Origin of the sequence: Clostridium sp. D46t1_190503_E9 (assembly GCF_015555225.1) — a bacterium.
Classification (GTDB): domain Bacteria; phylum Bacillota; class Clostridia; order Clostridiales; family Clostridiaceae; genus Clostridium.
The window spans coordinates 1-26,167 of the sequence record NZ_JADNKB010000018.1 but is presented as its reverse complement, the minus strand read 5'-3'; the positions used below and the strand labels follow the sequence as shown (position 1 = coordinate 26,167).

The 26,167-nt window shown below is 28.4% G+C and carries 23 protein-coding genes and 1 tRNA gene; 7 read left to right on the top strand and 17 right to left on the bottom strand.

Annotated features, from left to right (window positions below; translation table 11 throughout):
* Positions 1 to 101 precede the first annotated feature (101 nt).
* Complete coding sequence (locus tag I2E83_RS16725) at positions 102 to 1,223, top strand: glycosyltransferase family 1 protein (protein ID WP_195265826.1); 1,122 nt, start codon at positions 102 to 104, stop codon at positions 1,221 to 1,223.
* Here I2E83_RS16725 and I2E83_RS16720 read toward each other — a convergent pair.
* Positions 1,220 to 2,332 (bottom strand): ABC transporter substrate-binding protein, encoded by a 1,113-nt coding sequence (locus I2E83_RS16720; RefSeq protein ID WP_195265824.1) that lies wholly within the window; start codon positions 2,330 to 2,332, stop codon positions 1,220 to 1,222. The genes I2E83_RS16725 and I2E83_RS16720 overlap by 4 nt on opposite strands.
* 131 nt (positions 2,333 to 2,463) lie before the next feature.
* On the opposite strand from I2E83_RS16720, the gene I2E83_RS16715 reads away from it, so the two are divergent.
* Entirely contained in the window at positions 2,464 to 3,351 is an 888-nt protein-coding gene (locus I2E83_RS16715; protein WP_195265822.1) for a LysR family transcriptional regulator, read from the top strand.
* A 7-nt stretch (positions 3,352 to 3,358) separates the two neighbouring features.
* On the opposite strand, the gene I2E83_RS16710 is transcribed toward I2E83_RS16715, so the two are convergent.
* The 4 genes from I2E83_RS16710 to I2E83_RS16695 all read right to left on the bottom strand — a co-directional run bounded on the left by I2E83_RS16710 (position 3,359) and on the right by I2E83_RS16695 (position 7,545).
* Complete coding sequence (locus I2E83_RS16710; protein ID WP_195265820.1) at positions 3,359 to 4,324, bottom strand: polyprenyl synthetase family protein; 966 nt, start codon at positions 4,322 to 4,324, stop codon at positions 3,359 to 3,361.
* Positions 4,325 to 4,638: 314 nt separating this feature from the next.
* On the bottom strand, positions 4,639 to 5,151 hold the full coding sequence (locus tag I2E83_RS16705; protein WP_195431173.1) for a Gx transporter family protein: 513 nt from the start codon (positions 5,149 to 5,151) through the stop codon (positions 4,639 to 4,641).
* A 9-nt stretch (positions 5,152 to 5,160) separates the two neighbouring features.
* Positions 5,161 to 5,541: a NusG domain II-containing protein gene (locus I2E83_RS16700; protein ID WP_195265816.1), complete on the bottom strand. Its 381-nt coding sequence runs from the start codon at positions 5,539 to 5,541 to the stop codon at positions 5,161 to 5,163.
* A 129-nt stretch (positions 5,542 to 5,670) separates the two neighbouring features.
* The gene (locus I2E83_RS16695) at positions 5,671 to 7,545 is read right to left on the bottom strand and encodes an FAD-dependent oxidoreductase (RefSeq protein WP_195265814.1); all 1,875 of its coding nucleotides are present in this window, start codon (positions 7,543 to 7,545) and stop codon (positions 5,671 to 5,673) included.
* Between the two features lie 316 nt (positions 7,546 to 7,861).
* Between I2E83_RS16695 and I2E83_RS16690 the strand changes: the two genes are divergently transcribed.
* Entirely contained in the window at positions 7,862 to 8,284 is a 423-nt protein-coding gene (locus I2E83_RS16690; RefSeq protein WP_195265812.1) for an FMN-binding protein, read from the top strand.
* A gap of 102 nt (positions 8,285 to 8,386) precedes the next feature.
* On the top strand, positions 8,387 to 9,433 hold the full coding sequence (locus tag I2E83_RS16685) for an FAD:protein FMN transferase (protein WP_195431170.1): 1,047 nt from the start codon (positions 8,387 to 8,389) through the stop codon (positions 9,431 to 9,433).
* 58 nt (positions 9,434 to 9,491) lie between these two features.
* Here I2E83_RS16685 and I2E83_RS16680 read toward each other — a convergent pair whose 3' ends face one another.
* The 4 genes from I2E83_RS16680 to tsaD form a co-directional block, all read right to left on the bottom strand.
* Positions 9,492 to 9,902 (bottom strand): carboxypeptidase regulatory-like domain-containing protein, encoded by a 411-nt coding sequence (locus I2E83_RS16680; RefSeq protein ID WP_195265808.1) that lies wholly within the window; start codon positions 9,900 to 9,902, stop codon positions 9,492 to 9,494.
* A gap of 199 nt (positions 9,903 to 10,101) precedes the next feature.
* Positions 10,102 to 11,370 carry a trypsin-like peptidase domain-containing protein gene (locus tag I2E83_RS16675; RefSeq protein WP_243242182.1) on the bottom strand — a complete coding sequence of 423 codons (1,269 nt, stop codon included), beginning with the start codon at positions 11,368 to 11,370 and terminating at the stop codon, positions 10,102 to 10,104.
* 113 nt (positions 11,371 to 11,483) lie between these two features.
* Positions 11,484 to 12,512 carry an alpha/beta hydrolase gene (locus I2E83_RS16670; protein ID WP_195431167.1) on the bottom strand — a complete coding sequence of 343 codons (1,029 nt, stop codon included), beginning with the start codon at positions 12,510 to 12,512 and terminating at the stop codon, positions 11,484 to 11,486.
* Between the two features lie 22 nt (positions 12,513 to 12,534).
* Complete coding sequence (gene tsaD / locus I2E83_RS16665; RefSeq protein WP_195431164.1) at positions 12,535 to 13,545, bottom strand: tRNA (adenosine(37)-N6)-threonylcarbamoyltransferase complex transferase subunit TsaD; 1,011 nt, start codon at positions 13,543 to 13,545, stop codon at positions 12,535 to 12,537.
* 247 nt (positions 13,546 to 13,792) lie between these two features.
* Between tsaD and I2E83_RS16660 the strand changes: the two genes are divergently transcribed.
* Both I2E83_RS16660 and I2E83_RS16655 read left to right on the top strand, forming a co-directional pair.
* On the top strand, positions 13,793 to 14,425 hold the full coding sequence (locus tag I2E83_RS16660; RefSeq protein ID WP_195431161.1) for a RusA family crossover junction endodeoxyribonuclease: 633 nt from the start codon (positions 13,793 to 13,795) through the stop codon (positions 14,423 to 14,425).
* A gap of 14 nt (positions 14,426 to 14,439) precedes the next feature.
* Positions 14,440 to 15,027, top strand: coding sequence for a GDSL-type esterase/lipase family protein (locus I2E83_RS16655; protein WP_195265799.1), 588 nt, complete (start codon positions 14,440 to 14,442; stop codon positions 15,025 to 15,027).
* Positions 15,028 to 15,046: 19 nt separating this feature from the next.
* Here the strand turns inward: I2E83_RS16655 and I2E83_RS16650 are convergent, their stop codons facing one another.
* Entirely contained in the window at positions 15,047 to 16,000 is a 954-nt protein-coding gene (locus I2E83_RS16650) for an NAD(P)-binding domain-containing protein (protein WP_195431158.1), read from the bottom strand.
* Positions 16,001 to 16,313: 313 nt separating this feature from the next.
* On the opposite strand from I2E83_RS16650, the gene I2E83_RS16645 reads away from it, so the two are divergent.
* Positions 16,314 to 18,107, top strand: coding sequence for an LTA synthase family protein (locus I2E83_RS16645; protein WP_243249651.1), 1,794 nt, complete (start codon positions 16,314 to 16,316; stop codon positions 18,105 to 18,107).
* Positions 18,108 to 18,358: 251 nt separating this feature from the next.
* Here the strand turns inward: I2E83_RS16645 and I2E83_RS16640 are convergent, their stop codons facing one another.
* The 7 genes from I2E83_RS16640 to I2E83_RS16610 all read right to left on the bottom strand — a co-directional run bounded on the left by I2E83_RS16640 (position 18,359) and on the right by I2E83_RS16610 (position 25,992).
* Entirely contained in the window at positions 18,359 to 19,702 is a 1,344-nt protein-coding gene (locus tag I2E83_RS16640) for a TldD/PmbA family protein (protein WP_195431152.1), read from the bottom strand.
* A gap of 15 nt (positions 19,703 to 19,717) precedes the next feature.
* Positions 19,718 to 21,097 carry a TldD/PmbA family protein gene (locus I2E83_RS16635; protein ID WP_195265793.1) on the bottom strand — a complete coding sequence of 460 codons (1,380 nt, stop codon included), beginning with the start codon at positions 21,095 to 21,097 and terminating at the stop codon, positions 19,718 to 19,720.
* A gap of 1 nt (position 21,098) precedes the next feature.
* On the bottom strand, positions 21,099 to 22,580 hold the full coding sequence (locus I2E83_RS16630) for a hypothetical protein (protein ID WP_195431150.1): 1,482 nt from the start codon (positions 22,578 to 22,580) through the stop codon (positions 21,099 to 21,101).
* Between the two features lies 1 nt (position 22,581).
* Positions 22,582 to 23,970 (bottom strand): HAMP domain-containing sensor histidine kinase, encoded by a 1,389-nt coding sequence (locus I2E83_RS16625; protein WP_195431191.1) that lies wholly within the window; start codon positions 23,968 to 23,970, stop codon positions 22,582 to 22,584.
* The gene (locus tag I2E83_RS16620; protein ID WP_195265787.1) at positions 23,967 to 24,647 is read right to left on the bottom strand and encodes a response regulator transcription factor; all 681 of its coding nucleotides are present in this window, start codon (positions 24,645 to 24,647) and stop codon (positions 23,967 to 23,969) included. Before I2E83_RS16620 ends, I2E83_RS16625 begins: the two co-directional genes overlap by 4 nt.
* A gap of 91 nt (positions 24,648 to 24,738) precedes the next feature.
* A complete protein-coding gene (locus tag I2E83_RS16615; protein ID WP_195431147.1) occupies positions 24,739 to 25,719 on the bottom strand; it encodes a polysaccharide deacetylase family protein in 981 nt (326 codons plus the stop codon).
* Between the two features lie 198 nt (positions 25,720 to 25,917).
* Positions 25,918 to 25,992: transfer RNA gene (locus I2E83_RS16610), tRNA-Asn, on the bottom strand.
* Positions 25,993 to 26,167: the final 175 nt, after the last annotated feature.

The window sequence follows — 26,167 nt, the reverse complement described above, 5'->3', positions numbered from 1 at the left end:
TTGTGTTTACTATCACATAATTAAATTATTATTAATATTCTGTTATATAAAAAAAAATTAATAATATCTATAAATATATAAGATAATTTAGGAGGATTAGTATGAAAATATCTATAGATGCTAGAGGAATTACCTTATACAATGGTAGTGGTATTGGTACTTATACTGAAAATCTTGTTAGAGAATTGCTTAATATAGATAAAGAAAATGAGTATTCATTATTTTGGACAGGAAAAAATTATGATAGCTATAAAAGAAAAAATAGCCAAATCATCTTCACATCAAGAAGGCATGGTGGATTTTATGAAAATTATTATTTTCCAAACTTTATTAAAAATAATAAAATAGATCTTCATCATATTCCTCAAAACGGAATTGGTCTTTGCGAAAATTATGAAAATAATTGTATAGTCACAATACATGACCTAATTCCATACATTTTACCTGAAACTACTGGTCGAGGATATTTAGAAAGATTTTTAAAAAATATGCCTTCTATAATTGATAACTCTAAAGGAATACTTACAGTCTCTGAATATTCTAAAAAGGATATTTTAAAATTCTTCAATCATATTCCTGAAGAAAAGGTATTCGTTACGCCTTTAGCAGCAAATTCAAATTTCAAACCACTTGATAAAGCTTATTGTAAAAACTACATTAAGGAAAAATTTAACTTCAACAAGCCCTATATACTATACATAGGTGGATTCAGTTTACGTAAAAATGCTAGAGAACTTATTTTAGCTTTTGATAAGATATATAAAGATTTGAATGAGCCCCACATATTACTTTTAGCTGGTTCACTTAAAGATGAAGGAAAGAAGCTTGTTGAACTTGCAAATTCACTACCATCTAATGAAAATATAATATTTACAGGATTTATTGACGATTGTCTTCTTCCAACTTTATATAATGGAGCTGAAGCTTTTGTTTACCCTTCTTTCTATGAAGGGTTTGGTCTTCCTCCTTTAGAAGCAATGAGTTGTATGACTCCAGTTATAACCTCTAATATAACATCAATTCCTGAGGTTACTGGTGATTCATGTATATTAATAGACCCTTCTAGCAGAACAGAGCTAGAAGAATCTCTATTAAATTTATTAAATGATAATAATTTAAAAGAGGAATTATCAAAAAAAGGGTATAAAAGAAGCCTCCAATTTTCTTGGAGACAAACTGCTATTAAAACATTGGAAGCTTATAGGGAAATCGCTAAGCTCTAATTATATAAGTTGTATATTATTTCATTAAATTTATCATAATTTTTTATTTCTGGAGCCCTTTCAACTATATTACTTAATATTAGGAAAGGGCTGCTTCCTTCTAATTTCTCACATTCTTTACTTATGTACTTCGTTCTTAAAGAGTATAAAGAACTAGGTACAAAATTACACTCAAACATTTCCTTTGATAATAACTCCTTGTTAGTTGACGCATATGAAATGAAACTCTTTATTACTTCCTTATTATCTTCAATATTTAAAGCTACTAAGTTTTCACCACCTATATCATAAAATTTATTTTCACCTATATTAAAACTTGGTGGATTTTTACACTCCCAAACTCCATCTATAGCTTGGTTAATTAATTCTGAATAAAAATCTATAGATGAAATTCTACAAAGATAATTATTGTCATTTATAAAAGATTCATTATATATTGAATTTATGATATCGTTAATCTCATTATTTTCATAGTTTTTCTCTTCATAATCAACCAATTGTGCAGATAACAAAAGTCTTATATTTTCTTTATCTTGGCTAGAAAATATATTTATATCTCCATTACTCTTAGTATAAATATCTTTACCAATATCGATTAAATTTCCCCAGGTATTAATGTCCTCAACCTTATATCCAAACTTTTTTAGAATATCACTTCTTAGATATAAAGCTATTGGATTAGATGTAAAAGGGATTGCATAATAATTATCATTTATTTTTACTTCTTCTAGTCTAGTATTATTAAAATTTTTATTATATGTATCAATTATTTCTTTATTCTCATTGGTGAAATTTATTCTATCTCTTATTATATTTAACTCATTAAAATCTAAATGAACTATATTAGGTGATTCATTTGGAGAGGTATTTATTATTTTATATAGATAATCTTCTTTTTTTACACTTACGATTTTGATGCTAACCTTTTTATTATTTTCCTCAAACTCTTTTGCAATAGAAGTAAAATATGAATAATATTTATCTTCAACCCATATGCTTATATTTCCTTTTATTGTATGATCATTTGTGTTAATTACTAGCTTATTTACCATCAATACAGTAAATATAATTATTATTAGATATATCAACAGCCTTCTTTTAATTTTCATCCTAATCACATCCTAATATATAATTAATAATACAGCATAACTCTAGCTTCAATAGTCTCAAATAACTTTGCTTTTTAATAATTATTATACTATAATAATTAAATATATAAAATATTAGATAGGAGATTGTTATGCATATAGATAGTTTAAATTATTTTTTTCAAGTTGCTAACTCAAAAAGTATTTCTACTGTAGCCAAAAATGCACATATATCACAATCTGCACTAAGCCAACAAATATTAAAATTAGAAAACAATCTAAATGTAAAATTATTAAATAGAAGTAATAAAGGTGTTAGCCTGACTCCTGAAGGAGAAATTTTATTCAAGTATTGTGAATCTATACTTAGTGCTTATAATAAAATGCAAGAGGAACTATTGAATTCTATCAATAAAAAGAAGTACATATCAATTGAAGCTGTAGAATCAATTAGCCTAACTATTTTACCTGTTATCATATCAAAATTAAAAAAGGTATATAGTTCCTATACAATAAATCTTAATACTATAGAATGTTGTACAAATACGAACTTACTAAATAATATATGTGATATCTATATATGCTATAAAAAACCTGAAGAGCATGAAGGAATTGTTACAAAACAAATAGGATCCGATGAAATCGTTTTGATATCTGACGCTAATTTTCCAATAAACACTATAACAAAAGATCAGCTATTTGATTTGCCTATAATATTTACTTCAGATAAAACTTGCTTAAAACAATCATTATCTTCAGCTTTAAATTGCACTGAAAAAAATCTAGATAATTTAAATATACTATATAGTACTAATTCATATTTTTCAGCATTAAACGGAGTCTTATCTAGTAAAGCCGTTACTTTTGTTCCAATGAGCATATATAATAATTACTGCTCAACAACTAACATAAAAAGAATACAAATTGAGAATTTTTCTATTTCACTTCCTTTATACATAAATTATTTAAATTCATTTTATAAAATAAATTCTGAATTTATAAAATCACTAAAAAATATGTTAAAGGGCTACTTAATTTAGTAACCCTTTAATATGTTCTAAGTAATAGCCATTCTGCTATTTCCTTCAATATATTTTTATATTCATTATTAGGAAGCTTATCAATTCCTTTAAAACATTTTTTCATGTATTTTTCAGCCAACTCTTTAGCCATTTTTATTCCATCGTTTTCTTTTACTAAGTTCACTATATTACTTATTTCATCTTCAGTATAAAAGTCTTTTCCTAAAATATCATTAAATGCTGCTTTATTATTTTTATATGCATAAATTAACGGAATAGTATATATTCCTTGCTTTAAATCATTTGCTGCAGACTTTTTAATACTCTTATCATTTCCTTCATAATCTAAGATATCATCTATTATCTGAAAAGCCATACCTAAATTATGTCCTATTTTTCCAAGTTCCTTACTTATCTTATCATCAGCATTACATTCTGCTGCTCCTAAATATAATGAAATTGAAAATAATTCTGCAGTTTTTCCTGAAATTCTACTTAAATAATCTTTTACAGATAAATTCATAGAAAATCTAGAATTCAGTTGATTTACTTCCCCCATACAAATTTTTGACATTGCTCTTGAATCTACTTTTATAGCTTGTAGCGAATTATTGGTAGCTAAAATTTTAAAGCATACGCAGAAAAGATAATCACCTATATATACAGCATAATCCTTTCCATATTTAGATTGGATAGTTTCTTGCCCTCTTCTAAGTTTTGAATCATCTATTACATCATCATGTACCAATGTCGCCATATGTAACATTTCAATCACCGCTGCAGTTGGAATAGATTTCTCTATATCATTGTCACCAAATTTTGATCCTATTAAAACAAAAGCAGGCCTTAATAACTTACCACCTGATTCTATCAATTCTATTATAGAGTTTTCAATTCTCTTGTCCTTGCATCTAACATTCTTTTTCATTAAGTCTAATACACCAACAAGCTCTTGTTTTATTTGAGGATAATTATTCCAAATATTGTCCATTAAAATCCACCTTCTTAGTGATAGTCTAAATCATAGACTTAGTATTTTCACCTTGTCAATATAGTTTTACATATAATCTATATAGCTAATAATATTATTGCTAACTAATTAACCTATTTAAACAAAACATCAAATCTAAGTTCTATAGTGCTTAATTTCTTATATAAATTTCTAAATTCTAGTCTTACTTAAATATCATCAATTTCCTATAGATTTTTTTATAAAAAATATTATTTATATCTTCTATATTTTTTATTTTTAAACTTAAATTTAAAATATATTTTTAAATTCACCTTATATAATTTCATTTACTACTATCTAAACATTGGTAACTTCTTTAAGTGTGCCACAATATAATTTGCAGCTATTCCAATAAAAATACCTGTAACTATACCCACAGTAGATAATATAGGCAAATATAGCATAACTCCTATATTTTTAACTATTAGAGACGCAATTATTAATTGCCCAACATTATGAAATATTGCTCCTGACGAACTTACACCTATAATACTAACTTTATCCTTAAATAAGTCCTTTACGATACTCATTGCACCAAAGCTTAAGATTCCTCCAGCCGCACTATACATAAATGATGATAAGTTTCCTCCAAACATAGTTCCTAAGGTAAGTCTCAAAAATAATACTAAAAAAGCATCTTTTTTACTATCTAAGGTATATAAAGCAATAACAGTAATTAAGTTGGCCAATCCTAATTTAGCACCTGGTGTTACAAAAGGTACAGGGATCATTCGCTCAATAATATGTAAAACTAAGGCCTGAGCTACTAATAATCCTATATATACAATTCTATTAGTTTTTTTCATAGCTCCTCCTTAATGTGATAGTATAATATCATCATCTATCTTCCCTTTTATTTCTACCATAACCTTATGCGGAAGACATACTAAACTTTGTCCTGGTTTTTCTATATATTCAGGATTCATACAAACTTTATCAGGACAGTCTGCCTCAATTATACCTATTTTATTATCCCTTATCTTTATAACATTAATCCCATCTTTAGTTTTTACTTCAATTGTTTCTTCACCCTTATGTTCAGATAAAGGTATTGTCTTGTATATTCTTCCTGAAACTGTTATTTCTGCATATGTATTATTGTAACCCTTACCTACCGATGCACCTAAAATAATTTCTGGAAGAAAGGATAATAGCATTAGTACTGCTATTATAACAAAATCTAACTTCTTAAACATAACCTGATCATCTCCATTATAATACAATTGGATGAATTTGTAATATAGTTCTATATGTTATAAGGTAGAGTAAAAACTCTACCTTATAAAATTATTATTAAATATTATAATACTTTACTCTATTGATTTCTATACATTTTTGTACATTGGTTTTTTCTTACCATGCCAGAAATTATCTGCAATCCTTGTAATCCACGGCATTATATAGTAATCTAAGCCAAATGTTCTACCTGCACCACCCATTAATGCAATTGAACCAAAGAAGTACCATAAAATATCCCAACCAGCCATAGCACATAAAATAAAGTTTAATACCATACCTGCTGAAACTGCACTAAATATGAATGTAAACAATCCTGCTATTAAACATAATCCCATTCCTATTTCTATTAATACAACTATTCTTTGGAACCATACAGCAACTTCTGGGTTTGGCATCATTATTTGCATTATTGCTGAGTACCACCCTGGAACTTCCTTAAGAATTGGTGTTGCAAATTCTGTTGCTGTTTCTGTACTTGCTGATGCACCTGAAGTAGCTTGTTGTAACCATTCGAATGGCATTTTAATATTTCCAGCTTTAGTCCAACTATCAGAACCTATAGTTATATTCTTAAAGAAATCACCTATACTATCAGCTTTCCACATAGATTCCCATGTGCTTTCACCTAATAATTTCTTTAATCCTTCAATTAACCATAAACATCCTATATATAATCTTAGAGGAACTAACCATAATCTATTTGCCTTAGATGATAAATGACCTCTCATTATTGATCTTCTATCTTCCATAGCAAAGAATTCATGTTGTAAATAGCTATATATTGCATGGACATCATTTACACCAAATAAATAATGGATATTAACTAAATGTTTCATTATCATAGCAAAAAATCCTGATAACTTAAGTCCCATTAAGTTTGCAACACAATATCTACCACCAATTGAAACCATAAATCCATGATATTTTCCTTGGAACTTTTGCATTTCTTTATTTTCAATTGAAGCAACTATATTTTTAACAACTGTGTCTGCTGTTTGAACTGCAGCTTCAACTATTTGAGGAGTTCCCTTTCCAGCTTCTTCTTCAAAATAAGCCATATCTCCAACTACAAATACGTCTTTCTTTCCAACAGCTTGCATGAATTCATTTGTTTGTAATCTTCCAGCTCTAGCTGTATCTAATCCATATTCTTTAGCATCTTGATTTGCTTGTATTCCACAAGTCCATATTAAAGTTCTTGTATTGATTTCTTCACCACTCTTAAGCACTATCTTATTCTCAGTAACTTCAACTATTGGTGAATTCTTTAATATTTCCATTCCATGCTTAACCATGTATTTTTCTGCTTTATCAGCTTGTTTTCTATCTAACATATTTAAGATAGTTCCCATAGCTTCAACTACTTTTAAAGTAACTTCACTTTCATCAACATTATACTCTCTTGCTAATCTAGTCTTCCACTCTAAAAGTTCTCCAGCCATTTCTATTCCTGTAAATCCAGATCCAGCTACTATAAATGTAAGCATTTCTTTTCTCTTAGCAGCATTTCTTTCTAGACTTGCTTTAGCAAACATGTCTTGTATATGCTTTCTTATCTTTAACGCATCTTCAAATGACCATAAAGTAAATCCATTTTCTTTTACTCCTGGAACTCCAAAGAATGCAGGTTCACTACCTGTACCGATTACTAAGTAATCATATGAGTATTCTCCGTATGTAGTCTTTACAACTTTATTATCAGTATCAACTTTTTCTATAAAATCTGTAACTACATTAACCTTTGATTTACCAAAAATCTTGCATAATTCCACTTGAACTGATTCAGGGTGAACTCTTCCCCCTGCAACTTCATGTAATTCTGTCATTAAAGTATGATATGGATTTCTATCTATTAATGTAATTTCCACATCATTATTTTTCTTATATTTCTTCGCTAGCTTCTTAGCAGTATGTACACCACCATATCCAGCGCCAAGAACAAGTATCTTATTTTTTGACATGTTGCACCCATCCCTTCATTTAAATAATTATAAAATAGCATATTTAATTCTATACACTATTTTATAATATGTCTATATATCCATAATTATTTTTTGTTGTTTTTTTAACAATTTTTTTACCCTGAATTTAGGTATTTTTTTATATATCCCCTTTAAATACAAGGCTTTTACCTAATTGTTATTTTTTTAACACCATCACTTATACTTATACATCATAAGCAAATCGAATACCAAAACAATATATTTTTGTGTATAATTATCTAGTAATTGAAGAGATTCAATGGAAAAATTAAATAAGTTTGAGGGGGATTTTTTTATGAAATCAAGAAGAGTTATAAGCTTATTAGCAGTTGCTGCATTAGCTACTACTGTATTTGTAGGATGCGGAAATAAAGAAGAAGCTAAGGAATCTGGATTAAAAGACGGAAATTATTCAGCTAAAGGCGAAAAAGATGAAAGAGGATATCAAGCATCTATCGAAATAGAAGTTAAAGATGGAAAAATCGCTACAGTTAAATATGATGAAGTTGGCGAAAAAGGTAGTAAGTTAGACGATGCTGAATACAACACAAACATGAAAGCAAAAAGCGGTACTAACCCTGAAGAAGCTTTCCCAAAATTACAAGATGCTTTAGTTGAAAAGCAAGATGTTGCTTCTATAGATGTAGTTACTGGAGCTACTAAAACTACAGATTCTTTCAAAACTTTAGCAGAAAAAGCTTTATCAGATGCTAAATAATATTTTTAATATTAGACTTTAGGTTTTTTACCTAAAGTCTTTTGTTATTTTTGAGATTTTTAATTATAATAGATAATGACATATTATTTAGGAGGAATATCTATGAAGAAAAAATATTTAAATTATTTCACCATATCCATCTTGTTAATTTTTTCTCTTACAATTTTATCCGGTTGTTCAAAAGATAACAAAGTTGCTAAACCCCTCACTAGAACTGAACTTCTAATGGGAACAGTAGTTACCGTAACCCTTTACGATAGCAATGATGAAAGCATATTAGATAATGTATTTAAAAAAGTCAAGGAACTAGAATCTACTTTAAGTATTAATGAAAATGGTACATTAGTTGATAAAATAAATGAATCTGCAGGAATTGAACCAGTAAAAGTAGATTATGATACATATACAGTCATAAAAAAAGGATTAGAATATGCTAAACTTTCAAATGGTCTATTTGACATTTCAGTTGGTCCAATAGTTAAACTTTGGAATATTGGTCTACCTGAAGCAAAAGTGCCAACTCAAGAAGAAATAGATTCCAAAATTCCATTGGTAGGGTATTCCGATGTTGAACTTAATGAAGAAGAAAGTACTGTATTTCTAAAAAAACACGGAATGATGATAGACCTTGGTGGCGTAGCAAAAGGATATACTGCGGATGTTATTTCAGATATGCTTACTGAAGAAGGCGTTAAAAGCGCTATAATAGATTTAGGTGGCAATATATTCGCTCACGGAACAAAAGTTGATGGCAGCACTTGGAGAATAGGAATACAAAATCCATTTTCTGATCGTGGAGATATAATTGGTACAATCACTGTAAAGAATAAATCAATAGTAACTTCTGGAATATATGAGAGATATATCGAAAAAGATGGAATCAAATATCATCATATATTAAGTCCCAAAACTGGATATCCTTATGAAAATGAAATTGTTGGAATAACAATAATAAGTGATAAGTCTTCAGATGGAGATGCCTTATCAACTTCTGTTTTTGCTATGGGTGTTGAAGAAGGTATGAAATTTGTTAATACTCAAGAAGGTATAGATGCTATTTTTGTTACTAAAGATAATCAAATTTACATAACAGATGGAATTAGAGATATATTTAAATTAACAAATACAGATTTCAAATTATCAAACTAGTAAAAAAGAGTTAAGATATTTTTCTTAACTCTTTTTTGCTTTTAATTATTCAGTCAAATTAAAAATCGCATCCACATGATGTCTTATCTGGAAATGGTTTTGGAGGTTGATTTCCTGTATTTTCAGGTTTACCTATACATTTTCCGTTATAAGATGAGGTTTCTAATTCAGAATATTTTATTACTATATTATCTTTATAAATCTTTAACATATACTTTGTATTTGGACATAAAGGTCCTAATAAAAATTGTCCGTGACAATCTGTAAAAGTATGAGTTAGTGGATAAGGATATCTACATCCATCAACAATTTGTAATAACTTAACAACCGCATCTACTACAGGCATTCTATTACAGTCCAAAACTGTTCCAAATATAACTGATCTCTTTTCCTCTGGTAATCTAACTATTGCCTCTATTTGTTCATTACATCCTGTCTTTAATTCACATGATGTTATTCTTCCGCTCATAACTTTGCCTCCTAAGTTTGAATTTAAATTTAAATTTTATATAATACAATCTATTCCATTATTTATAAAATGTTCTTTAAGTTATGTCGTTTTAATAAAAAAAGACTAGTTTTAATAAGTCATACTTTGTTCACATCCGTATCTCTTATCTATAACTAGTCTTCTATATTTAAATTTTATTATAGTTATTTTAAATGCATTATTCCTTTGCTTCTAATTGAACATCAAAAGTTTTATTTTCTCCATTTCTAACTACTTCTACTTTAACTATATCTCCTTCTTTTTTAGTATCTCTAATTGCTCTTAACTCATCAAAGGTTTTAATTCTTTCTCCATCAAATTTTACTATTATATCTCCACCCTTTAATCCTGCTTTTTCCGCCGGTGAGAATTCTGATACCTCAACTATATATAGTCCTTCTTGCATATCATATTGCTTTGCTAACTTTTCATCTACTTCTCTTATTGATACTCCTAAATTTAATATAGGCTTAGATAATGCATCTATTCTATCTTTAACTTCATTTATTGGAATTGAAAATCCTATTCCCTCTGCTCCACCTGACATTTTTAATGTATTTATACCAACAACTTCTCCCCTAGTATTTATTAGAGGCCCTCCACTATTCCCTGGATTAATTGCAGCATCTGTTTGAATTAAGTTTAACTTAACACCTGTACTTGTTTCTACAGTTCTATTAACAGCACTTACAAGTCCTCCTGTTATAGTTTGATTAAAATCTTTAGAAAGTGGTGTTCCTATTGCTAAAACTTCTTCTCCTGGTCTTAATGCATCCGAATCTCCAAGCTGTACTACTGCTGGAACCTTAACGCTATCATCACTTAATTTTAGCATTGCTATATCTTGATTTTGGTCATAATTCACAACCTTCGCCTTTACATCCCTACCATCTGATAAAGTAACAACTACTTCCTTTGCACCTTCTATAACATGATAGTTTGTTAATATATAACCTTCTTCATTTATTATAAATCCAGAACCCATTCCATCTACTTGTTGAGGTATTATTCCACTATAATCAGTTACTCCATTTGCTGATACTATAACTACTGCTGGAGCAACCTTTTCAAAAGCTTCACTAGCAGTTAGTGCACCTTCAGTAGTCTCAAATTCCTGAGGATTTGGAGTTATTATAGAAGATTGCTGTTTAGTGTCAGTACCTCTCATTGCATAATATATACTTCCACCGCCTAGTGCTCCCCCTAGAAGTCCTGCTATAAGGGCTATTGCTATAATTTTAAATCCACCACTCTTTTTCTTCTTTTTATTATAGCTTTTCATATAACCTTGATTTGAATCAACCCCATTATTTCTTTCTAGTATTTTATCTTCATCGATAAAATCTTCCTTCATACTATTTTGAACAGTAGAATTTAAACTATCTCCTCCAGTATTATTAACATCCTCATAATTTTCTACATCATATATATTATCATCACTCATCATAAAACGCCTCCTAGATATTATATTAATAAATCCTTTTACAGATATTAATATACCCTTTTTTTGTGACAATTATATGACACATCTATGACAACTATATGACACATTGATGTAATTTAATTCTTATGTGCCTTTTTGGCTAGTCTTTCAATTTCATTAGCTTGTTTAACTACTTGTCTTATTCCTGTTATAACGGTATCAGGATCATACATTGATATAATATTACTTTCCGAACTAGTATTATAAACTTTTGTCAAATTTGAATCTCCAAGTAATGCTAATTGCTCTTGTCCACTTTTTGCTATTAAATAATATGGTTTTCCACCAAATACACCATCTGTTTGACTACTATTTTCACCACTGGTTATGTTCTTTATTTCATTATATACTGCACTAGTATAACTACTTTTTGTTCTATGTACTTTAAATTCATGTAAATTATTTTCATCTAGTTTATTTTCAAATTCATTTATTCCACATGATATTCCAAACTTATCTAACAATGTTGTAAAGCCTACAGACGATCCAAGTACCTCTACCTTTCTTCTTATTTTTTCTATTATAAGGCTTCTTTTGAATTCGCTACTATTTATTGTATCTTCAACTAATGGATTTACTAATACTATTCCTGCTACTAAATCTGGATACTCTTTAGCGAATTCAGTTAAAACTAAGCTTCCGTATTCTTCACCAACCAATATATAAGGAGATGGTACAGCAGCCTTTCTAAGTAATATTCTTAAATCTTCTGCTTGTTCCTTTGGAGTCCTTAATGCTCCACTATCACTATACCCATATCCTCTTCTATTATATACAAACGTTGTTATATCATCATATTCTGATGTCAATTTATCTGTTATTGAATTCCACTGATTTAAGTTGGTTCCAACATTTCCATCGAATACAACAGTGTATTTACCTTCTCCATCAGTTCTATAATCTAGTCTTTTATCATCTACTCTAGCATAATCTACTCTTTGCTTCAAAGTTTCTTTTGCTATAAAATTACTTACTCTTTGATATATAAAACCTATAATAATTACTATTAACATTGCTAATAATGTATTTTTTATTATATCCTTTGGTTTCATTTTATTTTTCATATTTACTTTGTAGACTCCATTTGAATGTGGTAAAAGCTTCACGTTAACCCTTCCCCCTTATATATCATAGCTTCAAATTGGGTTTCGCATTTATATTTAATGGTGCTTCTAATCCCTTTATAAAGTTAAAGTATGCAGCGCTTCCTATCATTGCAGCATTATCTGTACATAGTATTGGTGAAGGAAATAATACATCTATTCCTTCTTTAGATGCTGCATTAATAAGAGATTCCCTCAGAGCTGAATTTGATGCTACACCACCAGCTATTGCAATTTTATTAACCTGAGTTTTTTTACAAGTTTTTAAAACATTTTGCTTTAATACATCTATAACTGCCTTCTGAAAAGATGCTGCTACATCTGCTCTATTTATTTCTATGCCTTGCATTTTACATTTATTTATATAATTTAATACAGCTGATTTAACCCCACTAAAAGAAAAGTCTAATGTATCATCATGAAAGTTAGCTTTAGGAAACTCTATAGCATTTTCATTTCCTTCCTTAGCTAATTTATCTATTTTAGGTCCACCAGGATATCCTAATCCTAATGCTCTTGCAACCTTATCATATGCTTCTCCTGCTGCATCATCCCTTGTCTGTCCTATAACATCATACTCACCATAATTTTTAACATGAACTATGAAAGTATGTCCTCCTGAAACTACTAAAGATACGAATGGTGGTTTTAAATCTTTATGTTCTATATAATTTGCACAAATATGGCCTTCAATATGATTTACACCTATTAATGGCTTCTTAGAAGAATATGAAAGACCTTTTGCATACTGTAGTCCAACTAATAATGCTCCTACTAGTCCAGGACCATAAGTAACACCAATAGCATCTATATCTTCTAATTTTACCCCTGCTTCTTCTAATGCCTCCATTACAACTCCATTAACTACTTCGATATGCATCCTTGATGCAACCTCAGGTACTACCCCTCCATATTTTTTGTGGGTTTCTATTTGTGAAGCTATTATATTTGATAATACTTCTCTTCCATCTTTAACTACAGCTGCTGATGTTTCATCACAACTTGATTCTATTGACAATATTAATTTGCTTTCCATTGCTACTACCTCTTAATCTAATTATATTTATATTAAAATATTCTAAAATTATAATTCTTTTTTCATTTTCTTGCTAAAACTATCTTATTCTTGTTAAAACTATCTTATTATTGTATATTAAAATAAAGCTTATAGCTTATTATTATCATTGTTTATTATATAATGAATGACAAAATTATTCATTATTTTTTATTAGAATTAATGGATTTTTAAGGATATATTAATATTATTTAAAGGAGTTTACATAATGAATTCTTATGCAAAAGTAATTGTACCAGGATCCCCCATATCTAAATCTAATTTTAAACTACATAATAAGGATGGTAGAGCAATCCTTCCATATAATACTGGAAAATCACACGATAGGTATGCACTTTATGAAGAAGAAATTGCCTACTATGCTAGAATTCAAAATCCCAATGTAATCCTAGAGGAATCACTTATTGCGGTTCTTAAGGTTTATTATAAAAGCGAAAAAAGGCATCCTGATACTGCAAACATAACTAAAAGTATTTTTGATGGAATCGAAAAAAGCGGCCTTATTGTTAATGATGCCCAAATAACTAGAATTATTACAGAAGAATTTTATGATAAAGAAAATCCTAGATTTGAACTAGAATTCTATGGAGAAAGTCAATATGAAGTTTCTTATTCTATTTTACCTAAAAAAGAGCATTCCATAAAAAAACTCTACTCACCTATTAGAAATACTAGTAATAAACAATTAAAGAAAAATAAAACAGAAAATAAACCAACCAATAATGATAATATTACAATGATTTGTGAGTTTTGTAATAAAAAAATTAACGATACGGATTTAATTAAAGCAAATGGTGGTAAAACATTAATCTGTAGGTCTTGCTTTAATAAACTATTTTAGAAAGGAGATTGAAATTGCAAAAAAATTCTTTTGTATTTATTGGAGATAGCCTAACCTATGGATATGGTGTAAACAAAAATAATAACTGGGTAGAAAGCTTAAACCCATTTATACCTTTAGATATAATAAATAAAGGCATAAATGGAAATACAACAACAGATATGCTAAATAGATTTACGGAAGATGTTATTTCATATTCCCCAAAGAAAATCTTTATAATGGGAGGAACCAATGACTTTCTTTCTAATAGATCTCTAGATTCTGTTTTAGATAATTTAGAATTAATGTTAAAAGAAGCCTTAACTATAACTAAAGATGTTATTATAGGCATTCCACCAATAATAATAAAAGAAGATGCTTATAGGCTTTTTATGCAATCTTCTACATATGATTATTGTGAAAAGCAACTACAATTATTAGGAAAGTCTATAATTGAACTTTGTAATAAATATACAGTTACCTATGTTGATTTTTATAGCTTAACATTTAAATTTTCATCCAATAATATTTTTATCGATGGTATTCATTTAAATAATAATGGTCAGAATTTATTGCTTAATGAGTTCAAACAATTATTAAAAAATATGGATAGTACACTTTAATGCATACTATCCATATTTTTTAATACATATATTTCTTTATATAATCTGCTACTATTTTTCCAACATGAGCACCATTTTCTCCGCTATTAAAAATATCTTTATCTCCACTCAATATAGTTCCACAAGCAAATATTCCATTAACCGAAGTTTCATAATTATTTACTATCAAAGTACTATAATCCTTTAACAATATATTTGTTTTTCTTATAAAAGATATTTCTGGACAATATCCAACCGTTAATATTAAAGAATCGCAACCTATATTTCTCACAGTTTCATCCTCTATACTTTTAATATCTATACTTTCTATTCTCTCATTACCATATAATTCAACTACACGATGATTTCTTATTATATTTATATCAAATCCATCTATAAATTCACTACTATTTTCATCTAAAAATCCATTCTTAGAACTATCTATAATGGATTTTACTCTGGCCCCTTCTACTAATAGCCTTCTTGCAAGAACTAAGGACCAATTATTATTTCCAATAATTATAACCTCTTTCCCCGGAAGAAACCCTTGAAGATTAACTAACCTGTGTGCTGAAACTAAAGTAAATATACCTGTATATTTATGAACTGGTATATTTATGTTCCCTGTAAACTTTTCTCTACATCCAGAAGCTAATATTACAGCCCTTGCTTCAAGCTCCTGAATCCCATCTTGAGGATTCACATATGAAACTACCTTATTCTTAGTTACTTCTAAAACTTCAGTATTTAATTTATACATACCACCTAGTGCTTTAAAATCTTTAATAAGTTGACTTCCAAGCTCCGGTCCTGTTACATCCTTGCCTAAATAATATCTTCCAAACCCATTATGTATGAATAAGTTTAAATTTCCACCTAAATCATTATTTCTTTCTAAAATTAATACTTTTTTAATTCCATTTTTCAGAGCAGAAACCCCAGCTGAAAGTCCAGATGCTCCCCCTCCAATTATAATTAAATCATATTGAAGCATATATAACCTCCATAAATGTTAAATAAAACATATAGATATTATAACATATTGTATTTATCTTACACTATTCATTGTAAAATTATCTCTAATATTGAAATTTATTTTTTGGTTGGTTATAAAAATTAAGAAAATCTAAATTGCTTTATAAAAACTACTATACTATAATTTAAGTATTGTTAACATAATAGTACAGAAATTTAAGTATTATTCCCATAAGTGTTATAATACTTTATATATTTGAGGTGATATATTGGACAAACTTATTGAAAAATTAAAAAACAAATTTACACAGGTCCTTAACTTTGATGGTGCTATGAGAATAATATTATTCTTAATTCCACTTATAGCTATTACATTTAAAAGTATAATATTTCAAGGTTTCGTAGTTAATCAAAATCCTTATTCTCTAAATTTAAATCTTGGATATAACTCTGCAAAACCATTTATTAATTATTATTATGCCTTTATTCTAATTTTTATTAGCTTTTCTTTATTATTTAAAGGTAAAGGACGAGTTATATATCTATTTATTATAGATATACTAGTTACCCTATTAATATTATTAGACTTAGGATACTTTAGAGGATTCCTAACAATGCCGTCAGCATTATTACTAACTCAAACTGCTAATTTAGATAATATGGGTGGTACTATATCTTCAATGTTTAGTAATAAAGATTTCTTACTATTTATAGATTTTATAATACTTGGAATATTTGTTTTCTTTACTAGAAAATCATACACAAGAATTAAAAGGAGAGCCCCTATTACATTTATAGTTATACTATTATCTAGCATTCTATATATAGGATATGTTCCCTTTAATTTATATGTATTAAAAAATGAAGATGTGAAAAATGGATATATATTCTCAAATTATGATCCAACAAATACAGCTAGATATTTTTCTCCTCTAGGTTATCATATTTTTGATTTATATAATGTTTATAAGGATTCAATGCCATATGAACTAACTACTGAAGAAAAATCACAAATTGATGAATTCTTTAGTAAAAAAGAAGATTTACCTAACAATCAATATGCTGGAATTCTTGAGGGAAAAAACTTATTAGTTATACAAGTTGAATCATTAGAAAGCTTTATACTTGGCAAGGAAGTAAATGGTCAAAAAGTTACTCCTGTAATGGATGAATTAATAAAAACAGGACTATATTTCCCTAATATATATGAACAAGTAAACGAAGGTACAAGCTCCGATTCTGACTTAATGATTAATACATCAATGTTTCCATTAAGAAGAGGAAGTACGTTCTTTAGATATCCTTCCACTAAATATAATTCCTTACCTCTTCTACTAGAAGAAAAGAACTATGATACAATAGCAATTCATCCTGATAAAGGTTCTTTCTGGAACTATGTAAATGGCTTAACAGGAATAGGATTTGACAAATTTGTTGATTACTATTCATTTAACATAGACGAAGAAATAGGTCTTGGCCTATCAGATGAAAGTTACTTTAGGCAAGTTGTGCCAATGCTTAAAGAGTTAAAAGATCCATTTTATGCATTTACAGTTACTTTAACTAATCACGGACCATTTGATTTACCTGAAGAAAAGAGAGTATTAAACTTAGATCCAGAATTAGCTAAAAATGAACTTGGTGGATACTTCGAAAGTGTTAAATATACAGACACACAAATTGGAAAATTCCTTGAGTTATTAGATAAGGAAGGTATTCTTGATAATACTGTTGTAGTTATTGAAGGAGACCATACAGGCGTCCATAAATACTATAATAGCTCAATAGAAAAACTTTCTAACAAGGAAGATTGGTATTTAGATAATGGCCACCATACTATACCATTTATAATTTGGTCAAAAGATATGAATGAGCCAAAAACTTTTGATACTATAGGTGGACAAGTTGATATAATGCCAACATTACTATATCTTATGGGTGTACCAAATGATAAATATATAGATACAGCATTAGGTAGAAACTTACTAAATACAAATAAATCATTTGCAGTACTTACAAACCTAGACGTAGTCGGTGAAGGTTTAACAGATGAAGAAAAAGAACTATATAAGAATATAGTTGAACTTTCAGATAAAATGATAAGAAGCAACTATTTGGACAATTGATAATTGACAATTGATAATTATGGATAAAACTCCCTTATGGGAGTTTTTCTATTATAATAAAATAATTTAATTTGTTATATTTAAGTACTAAAGGTCATATTATTATATCTTCGAAATTCTTAATTTTATATTTTTATATAAACAAATAACCTCCATAGATTTACTTACTCTATGGAGGTTATCGCTTTATTATATAATAACTACATCATTTTAAATTATATTTCATTTGTTTTTACGCATCTAAATCACTTTTATTTTCCAGCTATTGATAATCCATTAATCTTAACAGATGGGCTTCCTATACTGCTCATTGGGAATTTTAAGTCATTCCCCACCTCTTCTATATCTTTTAATAAATTAAAGAAGTTTCCTGCTACAGTTATTTGTTCAACTGGGTAATCCTTTTTCCCATCTTTTATATAAAACCCTTTTGCTGCTAGTGAAAAATCTCCAGTTATTGAATTTGCACCTGAATGTAATCCAGCAAATTCTGTTATTAATAAACCATCTCCAACTTCTTCTAATAAATCTTCAAAACTCTTTTCTCCCTTTTGAATATATAAATTTGTTGGTGAAACTCCTACTGGTGATGCATAAGAATTTTTAAATCCATTTCCTGTTGATTTTGTATTTCCTTTATTAGCAGTTTTTAGATTGTGAAGTAAAGTCATAAGCTTACCTTCATGAATTATATCCTTTTTCTTCGTAGCAACTCCTTCATCGTCAAAAGGAACTGATGCTAGCCCATTTACTAAATGAGGATCATCTAATAGCGTTACTTTTTTACTTGCTATTATTTCTCCTTCCTTTCCCTTTAATAAACTTAGCCCCTTTTGAGCTGCGTCACCACTAAATACTCCAGCAAATGTAGAAAGTATTGAAACCATAGCTTCATTATTTATTACAGTTTTATATTTACCAGATACAACTGATTTGCCACCTATTCTTGAAATAGCTTCATTAATTCCATCTTGTGCTAATTTCTTCGGATCTACCTCATCTATAGAGTTAGCTGTTACATATCCCATACCATCATGCATATCTTCTCCGTTTTTTATTATTGGAACTACGTATGCACTTAGTAAATTAGATTTATTTTCTAAATTTAGCCCTTTTGAATTAATTATCCCATACTTAGCTTTACTATATCCTATTCCACAGCCTCCAAAGCTAGTAACTCTATTATCTAAAATTTTTGCCTCTTTTTCCATACTTAAAGCCAAGTTTATTAGCTTATCTGCTGGAAGATTTTCTAATGCTTTGTAATAAGTACTTACTTCTTCATATTCCTTATCACCTTCATATATAAATTGAACATCATCATTTTCTATAACTAATGCACTTTCCTTAGCATTTTTAATAAGCATTCTTATAGCAGCATCATCTAATATTTCTGTATATGAATATCCTATTTTATCATTTATTTTTCCTCGAAATGATAGCCCATAGGAAGTAGTTAAATTATATTTTTCAACTTCCTCATTATATACATTTATACTTAAACTTTCTCTATCTACATAGTAAACTTCATATTCATTAAAACCATTATTTTTAGCTTCATGAAATAATTTATTTATAAATATATTTAATTCCACTTTTATATTCCCCCCTTATCTTCCACCTACTGTTATTTCCTTGACTCTAATCATAGGTTGACCTACATTAGTTGGAATACTTCCTGAAACAGAACCACACATTCCTTGTCCTTGTGCTAAATTCTTTCCAACCATATCTATATTCATTAATACTTCGCTACCTTTACCAATAAGACTCGCACCTCTAACCGCCTCTTGTATCTCTCCATTTTTCACTATATATCCTTCTGATACAGCGAAATTGAATTCTCCTGTTACTGGATTAACTGATCCGCCACCCATTTTCTTTGCATATAATCCATCTGATATTGATTTTATAATTTCATCTTCATCATCATTTCCTGCTGCAATATATGTGTTTGTCATTCTTGAAGTAGGCGCAAATTTATAATTTTGTCTTCTTGAACTTCCAGTTGCCTCCATACCCATTCTTCTTCCATTTAATTTATCAATTAAATATCCTTTTAATATACCATTTTCTATTAATACATTTTTTCTTGTTTTATTACCTTCATCATCAATATTTAATGATCCCCATGCATTTGGTATAGTTCCGTCATCAATTGCAGTAACCTTTGTTGATGCTATTTGTTTTCCAAGCATATTGGTAAATACTGAATTACCTTTAGCTACTGCAGTTGCTTCTAATGAATGTCCACAAGCCTCATGGAATATTACTCCACCAAATCCATTATCTATTGCTACAGTCATTTTACCAGCTGGACAATTCTTAGCATGCAACATAGTATGTGCAACTCTAGATGCTTCTTTTCCATAATATTCTGGATCTATATCTTTAAATAATTCAAATCCTTTATGCGCTCCTGGCCCTTCAAAACCGGTTTGATTTTCTCCATTTGCAGATGCTACAGAGCTTATTGATAATCTTGTTCTTACTCTTCTATCTTCTGTAAGTAATCCTTCAGTATTAGCTATTAATATATTTTGTTCTTTATCTAAATACCCAACAGAAACTTGAGTTATTTCATCACTGTATTCCTTTGCTGCTTTATATCCTCGTTTCATTACTTCTATCTTTTTTTGAGCACTTATTGAAGATGGAATATATATAATTGGATTATTATTATATATAGCTTTTTCATTAAGAACTATACTTATATCCTCTTTTAATTCTCCAAGTGCCAATGCTGCCTTTTGAGCGGTATCTAATAAAGCATTTAAACTAGTATTATTAGTATAAGCATAAACACTTTTTAATCCCTTAAAAATTCTTATACCTATCCCATGAGTTCTTCCTGAAATGGAATTTTCTACCTTTCCATTCAAGATACCTATAGACGTATCTATTGTATCCTCTTCAAATATTTCAGCAAAATCTCCGCCTGTTATTAGACATCTAGCTAATACACTAGATAATATATTTTTTGATAACATACTACTCATCCTCCATACTTATTTCTTTTCCACCCTTAAAGGCCTTTGCCCATAAGTCTACATAGCTACCACTTGCCCACTCTGCCATTATTACTTCTTCATTATTATTTAAGTCAATAGTAATTAACGGACTGCCTTTAATATCCCTATCTTCCATTTCATAAACTAATAACTTATCATTAAATAATATTATTGCCATTCTTCCAGTAGGCGATGTATATGCATCCTTTATAAATGGAAATTTTCCCTTTAAATCCTTCCATGAAATTAATAGAGTATCATAATTTAATATCCTTTTGTTTAGATTTAATGATATTCTATAATCTATTCCATCTTTAGTATTATCTATAGTTGGAATCTTCCCAACTATATTCCATTTCCCTTCAATTCTTTTGATAGTAAAATTACTATAATCTACATTTGTATTTAAATAACTTCTTTCTTCTTGTGATAAAGTCTCTAATGTATCATTAAAGTCTTTTTCATATTTTTCTTTAGCTTCATTAGAATATATTTCCTCAATACTTATTCCATTCTCATTATTTATATTATCAACAGGAATAGTTTGATATATTGGAAATTCATTATTAAAGTTCTTCCCTTCATACTTTTCAATTAAAATATAATCGTTAGATATAAAGTTTATATTTTTATATATATTTTCATTACTATCTTCTAATGAATCTATTTCTATTCTTCCATCTAGTGGGTGTGCTGTAAAGTACTCTAAAATCCTTTCCCCATTGTCTACAACTTCACTTTTAATACTCCATACCCCATTCATTCTTGGAAAAATTATATTATCCTTTTCTAATATAGGTTGTAATTTGTTATCTTTAAATGATATCCACAATGTTTTGTATGTTTCGGCACTATAACTACCATCTTCTGATTGTTTTCTTGGAGTTTTTAATCCTAACATTATACCTACATCGCTATTATAATCTTCTAATCCTTCTTCTGATTTAATAACATTCTTCTGATAGGCTAAATCTTTTGGATTATCATCTAGTTTTTTAAGCTTTAACAGTGCTCCATCATAAAATAGATAACCATTTTCATTATCTATATAAATAAATTCCCCAATAATAGTATTAGAATCAATTATTGATATCACATCCCACTTTGAATCTCCTTCTATTATATCTTCAAGCTTTAAATTTAATTCATATGATAAAACATATGTCTTATCTACAACTTTTAATTTATATTTAGCATTTGAATATGAAATATTGAACACCGAGAAATTACTATCAGAAATACTAATTAAAGAATCTTTTAAAGATAATATATCCTCCCTATTTTCAGATTCATTACCTAATATATTAATATACTCGATTCCCCACACGCCTTTTATCTTAAGGTTATTATTATTAGGAGCTTTTATAGCTTGTGTATCTTTTCCATTTACTTTACTACAACCAATATTTAATGTAAATATAAATATAAGAATTATAAATAAAAATCTTTTTATACTCTTCACATTATTCCTCCTTATTTATTGGAATAATAATCTCAACTTTTGTACCTATTCCTAACTTACTATATATATTAAATACTCCATCGTGTAATTTTATTATTTCATCACAAATAGATAAACCTATTCCATTTTGAGATTTAGAATTTTTACCTTTAAAAAACTTTTGCTTTACATGTGGCAAATCCTCTTCTGATATCCCACAACCATTGTCTTCTATTACAAATTTAATTTTATTGTTAAATTTCGTAGTAGTAAAAATTATACTTCCTTCTACACCCGTAAACTTGAATGAATTGTCTAGTAAATTAATAAATACTTGCTTTAATCTATTACTATCTACGTACATATTACCATCAGCTTCTGTTATAAATTTAAGGTTTATATTCTCCTTATTTGCTCTAGGACACATAAAAGATTCTATATGATTTATAAATTCATTTATACTAATGCTTTGTAGTTCCAATGTTACTTTTTCATTTATAAATCTAGAAAAATCTAATAGTTCTTCCACCATTAAAGATAATCGATCTGCTTCTTTTTCTATTATTTGAAATCCAAGTTTTAATGTTTCTTTATCAGTCTCATCATTATTTAAAGTTATAGTCCATCCTTTTATAGCTGTTAGAGGAGTTCTTAATTCATGAGAGACAGATGATATAAATTCATTTTTTAACTGCTCCCTTTTTGATATTTCATTTGCCATAAAATTCAAAGTGTTTGATAGTTGCCCTATTTCATTTTTACTATCAATATTACTTCTAACACTTAAATTTCCACTTCCCATTTTTTCTGCAACTTCATTCAGGTACTTTATTGGATTTATTATACTATTGGCTAGTATTATACTTAAAACTACTCCTACTATTAAAACAGCTATTGATATTCCTGAAAAAATTATCATTATATTAGTTATTACCCCATCTATTGCCTCTAAAGACGTTATGAATCTAATAACACCTATTATATCTCCATCTATGATCAACGGATAAGAAACAGCCATGACCTTATTTTCATAATAATCAACCTTTCCTATCCATCTTGCTGATTCTCCTTTAAGTGCTTTTGATACATCTGGTGCATTTATCAATTTTACATCTTTAACTCCAATAGAATCCATTAACAAATTTCCATTAGCATCAAAAATTTCAACTTGTGCATTATTTTCATTCCAGAATGTATCAATATTATCATAAATAGTTTCAACTAATGATTTTGAAGAAAAATACTTTGTATAAAAATTTATTGAAACTTGTATTCTATTTTCTAATAAATCCTCCGTATTATCATAATAATATTTTCTAACAAATATCATAAGTAAAATATTTAAAAACATTACTGTTGAGAAAATAATAATAAATATTCCCTTAAGTAATTGATTCTTTATACTTCTCATTCTTTCGATTTCCACCTATATCCTATCCCCCATATTGTTTCTATATACTTAGGCTCTGATGCATTGTCTTCAATTTTTGCTCTTAATCTTCTTATATTAACATCTATTATTTTTGCATCTCCAAAATAATTTTCTCCCCAAACTAAGTCCAACAATTCATCTCTTGTAAAAGCTTTATTAGGATTCTCTAGAAATATTTTCATAAGTAAATACTCTTTTGGAGTTACATCTATTTCAATATTATCTTTTAAAACCTTCTGTGAATATAAATCTATGAGAAATGGTCCTAATTCTAATTTATCTTTATCTTCATCTCCAAGCCTCCTAAGTAATGCTTTTATCCTTAATACAACCTCTAATGGATTAAATGGCTTTACTATATAGTCATCTGCCCCATACTCTAGCCCCATAATCTTATCCATATCTTGCCCTTTGGCTGTAAGCATTATTATCCCCATATCTGGAAATTGACTTCTCAGTTTGTTACAAACTTTAAAACCATCTAACCCTGGTAACATAACATCTAATACCGCTATTTTAGGATTTTCTATACTTGCAAGTCTTAACCCTTCTTCTCCTGTTGCTGCTTCGATAACCTGTAAATTATTTCTTTGTAAATTTATCTTTAGAAAAGCTCTTATACTTTCTTCATCTTCTACTAGTAATATTTTGTTCATTTTATCACCTCTAAACATAATAATATTATTAACTCTTTTAATCTCTTATAATCTTATAAATAGAAATAAGAGACGTTTTACCGTCCCTTTACTATTTCAATGTTCTAAACTCAAATCCTTCTAACTTTAAATAATCTATTGCACTTTGTAAATATTCTACTGTACCTTTTTTAGCATCTGTATCATGCATCAACACAATCACAACATCCTGGCTTCCAACTGTTTCTTTTAACTTCTCTAATAAATATTCCTTAGAGAAATCTTTGCCTTCTGCATCCCCATTTAACGCATTCCAATCCATTTGGAAAATTCCCTTACTTTCTAATACTTCATCTAGATGTTTTGTTCCATTCCAACTAGCATGTCCCCCAGGCATTCGTATTAATCTAGTCGAAAAATCTTTTCCCAATATTTCTTTTAATATTTTATCATTTTTCTCAAAATCCTTCATAAATGCATTAATATCTACTGTTCTATTTGGATAAAGTAAATGATAATCATGTGAGTATCCATGACTCCCTATAGAATGTCCTTCTTTTGCCATTCTCTTCAATAACTTTTCTGATTCACTATTCTTCTCAATAGAGCTACCTAATGTAAAAAATGTTGCCTTTATATCATTTACCTTTAATATATCCAAAATCTTTTCAGTAGAATGCTGAGATGGTCCATCATCAAATGTAAGATATGCGATTTTTTTATTATCTTCTCTATAAAAATTCCATTTATACATAGTTTCTGGAAGCACCTTTGATGCATCATCAGCATTAGGATCTTTCTCTAATGAAAGATATTCAGAGTTATCAAATACATTGATATCTACATTATTTTGATTTTCTTTAGTAGATTCACTCTCATTACCTATATTATCTTGGTTAGAACTAGAAGTGTCTAATTTTTCTTGATTAGAATTGCTATCGTTAGTAGTAGTATTACTAGTTACAGTTTCTGCTTGTATAACATTATTTTTTCTAAAATCATTAACTGTAAATGAAATCAAAAATGTTGATACCATTAAGACAAATATAAATGTTATTAATCTTTTTTTATTTTTTATCGCACTTCTACTCATTATTAAACCACACTTTCTATTTTTATAAAAAATTGCTTGTCCTATAATTCAATTATATAGAAGTTTTTTCTACAAATCATTACAATTTGTTAACCAAAAGTTACGAAAAAGTTACATTTATTTCTATTAATAGAAATAAAAAAAGAGTCTTATAACAATAGATTTAAATCTACTCTTATAAAACTCTTAGAGTTTAAATGGCTCCGTGGAGAGGATTCGAACCTCCAACCTATCGGTTAACAGCCGAGTGCTCCACCATTGAGCTACCACGGAATAATTCAGAGTGTTCTCTGAAAATTGCACATGAATGAGAGCCAAAATCTTTGATTTTGTTTCTCGAATTCACTCAGCATTGCTGAGTTTCCTTCTTATTTTTATTGGTCAAGCCCTCGACCTATTAGTATCAGTCAGCTAAATATGTTACCACACTTACACCTCTGACCTATCA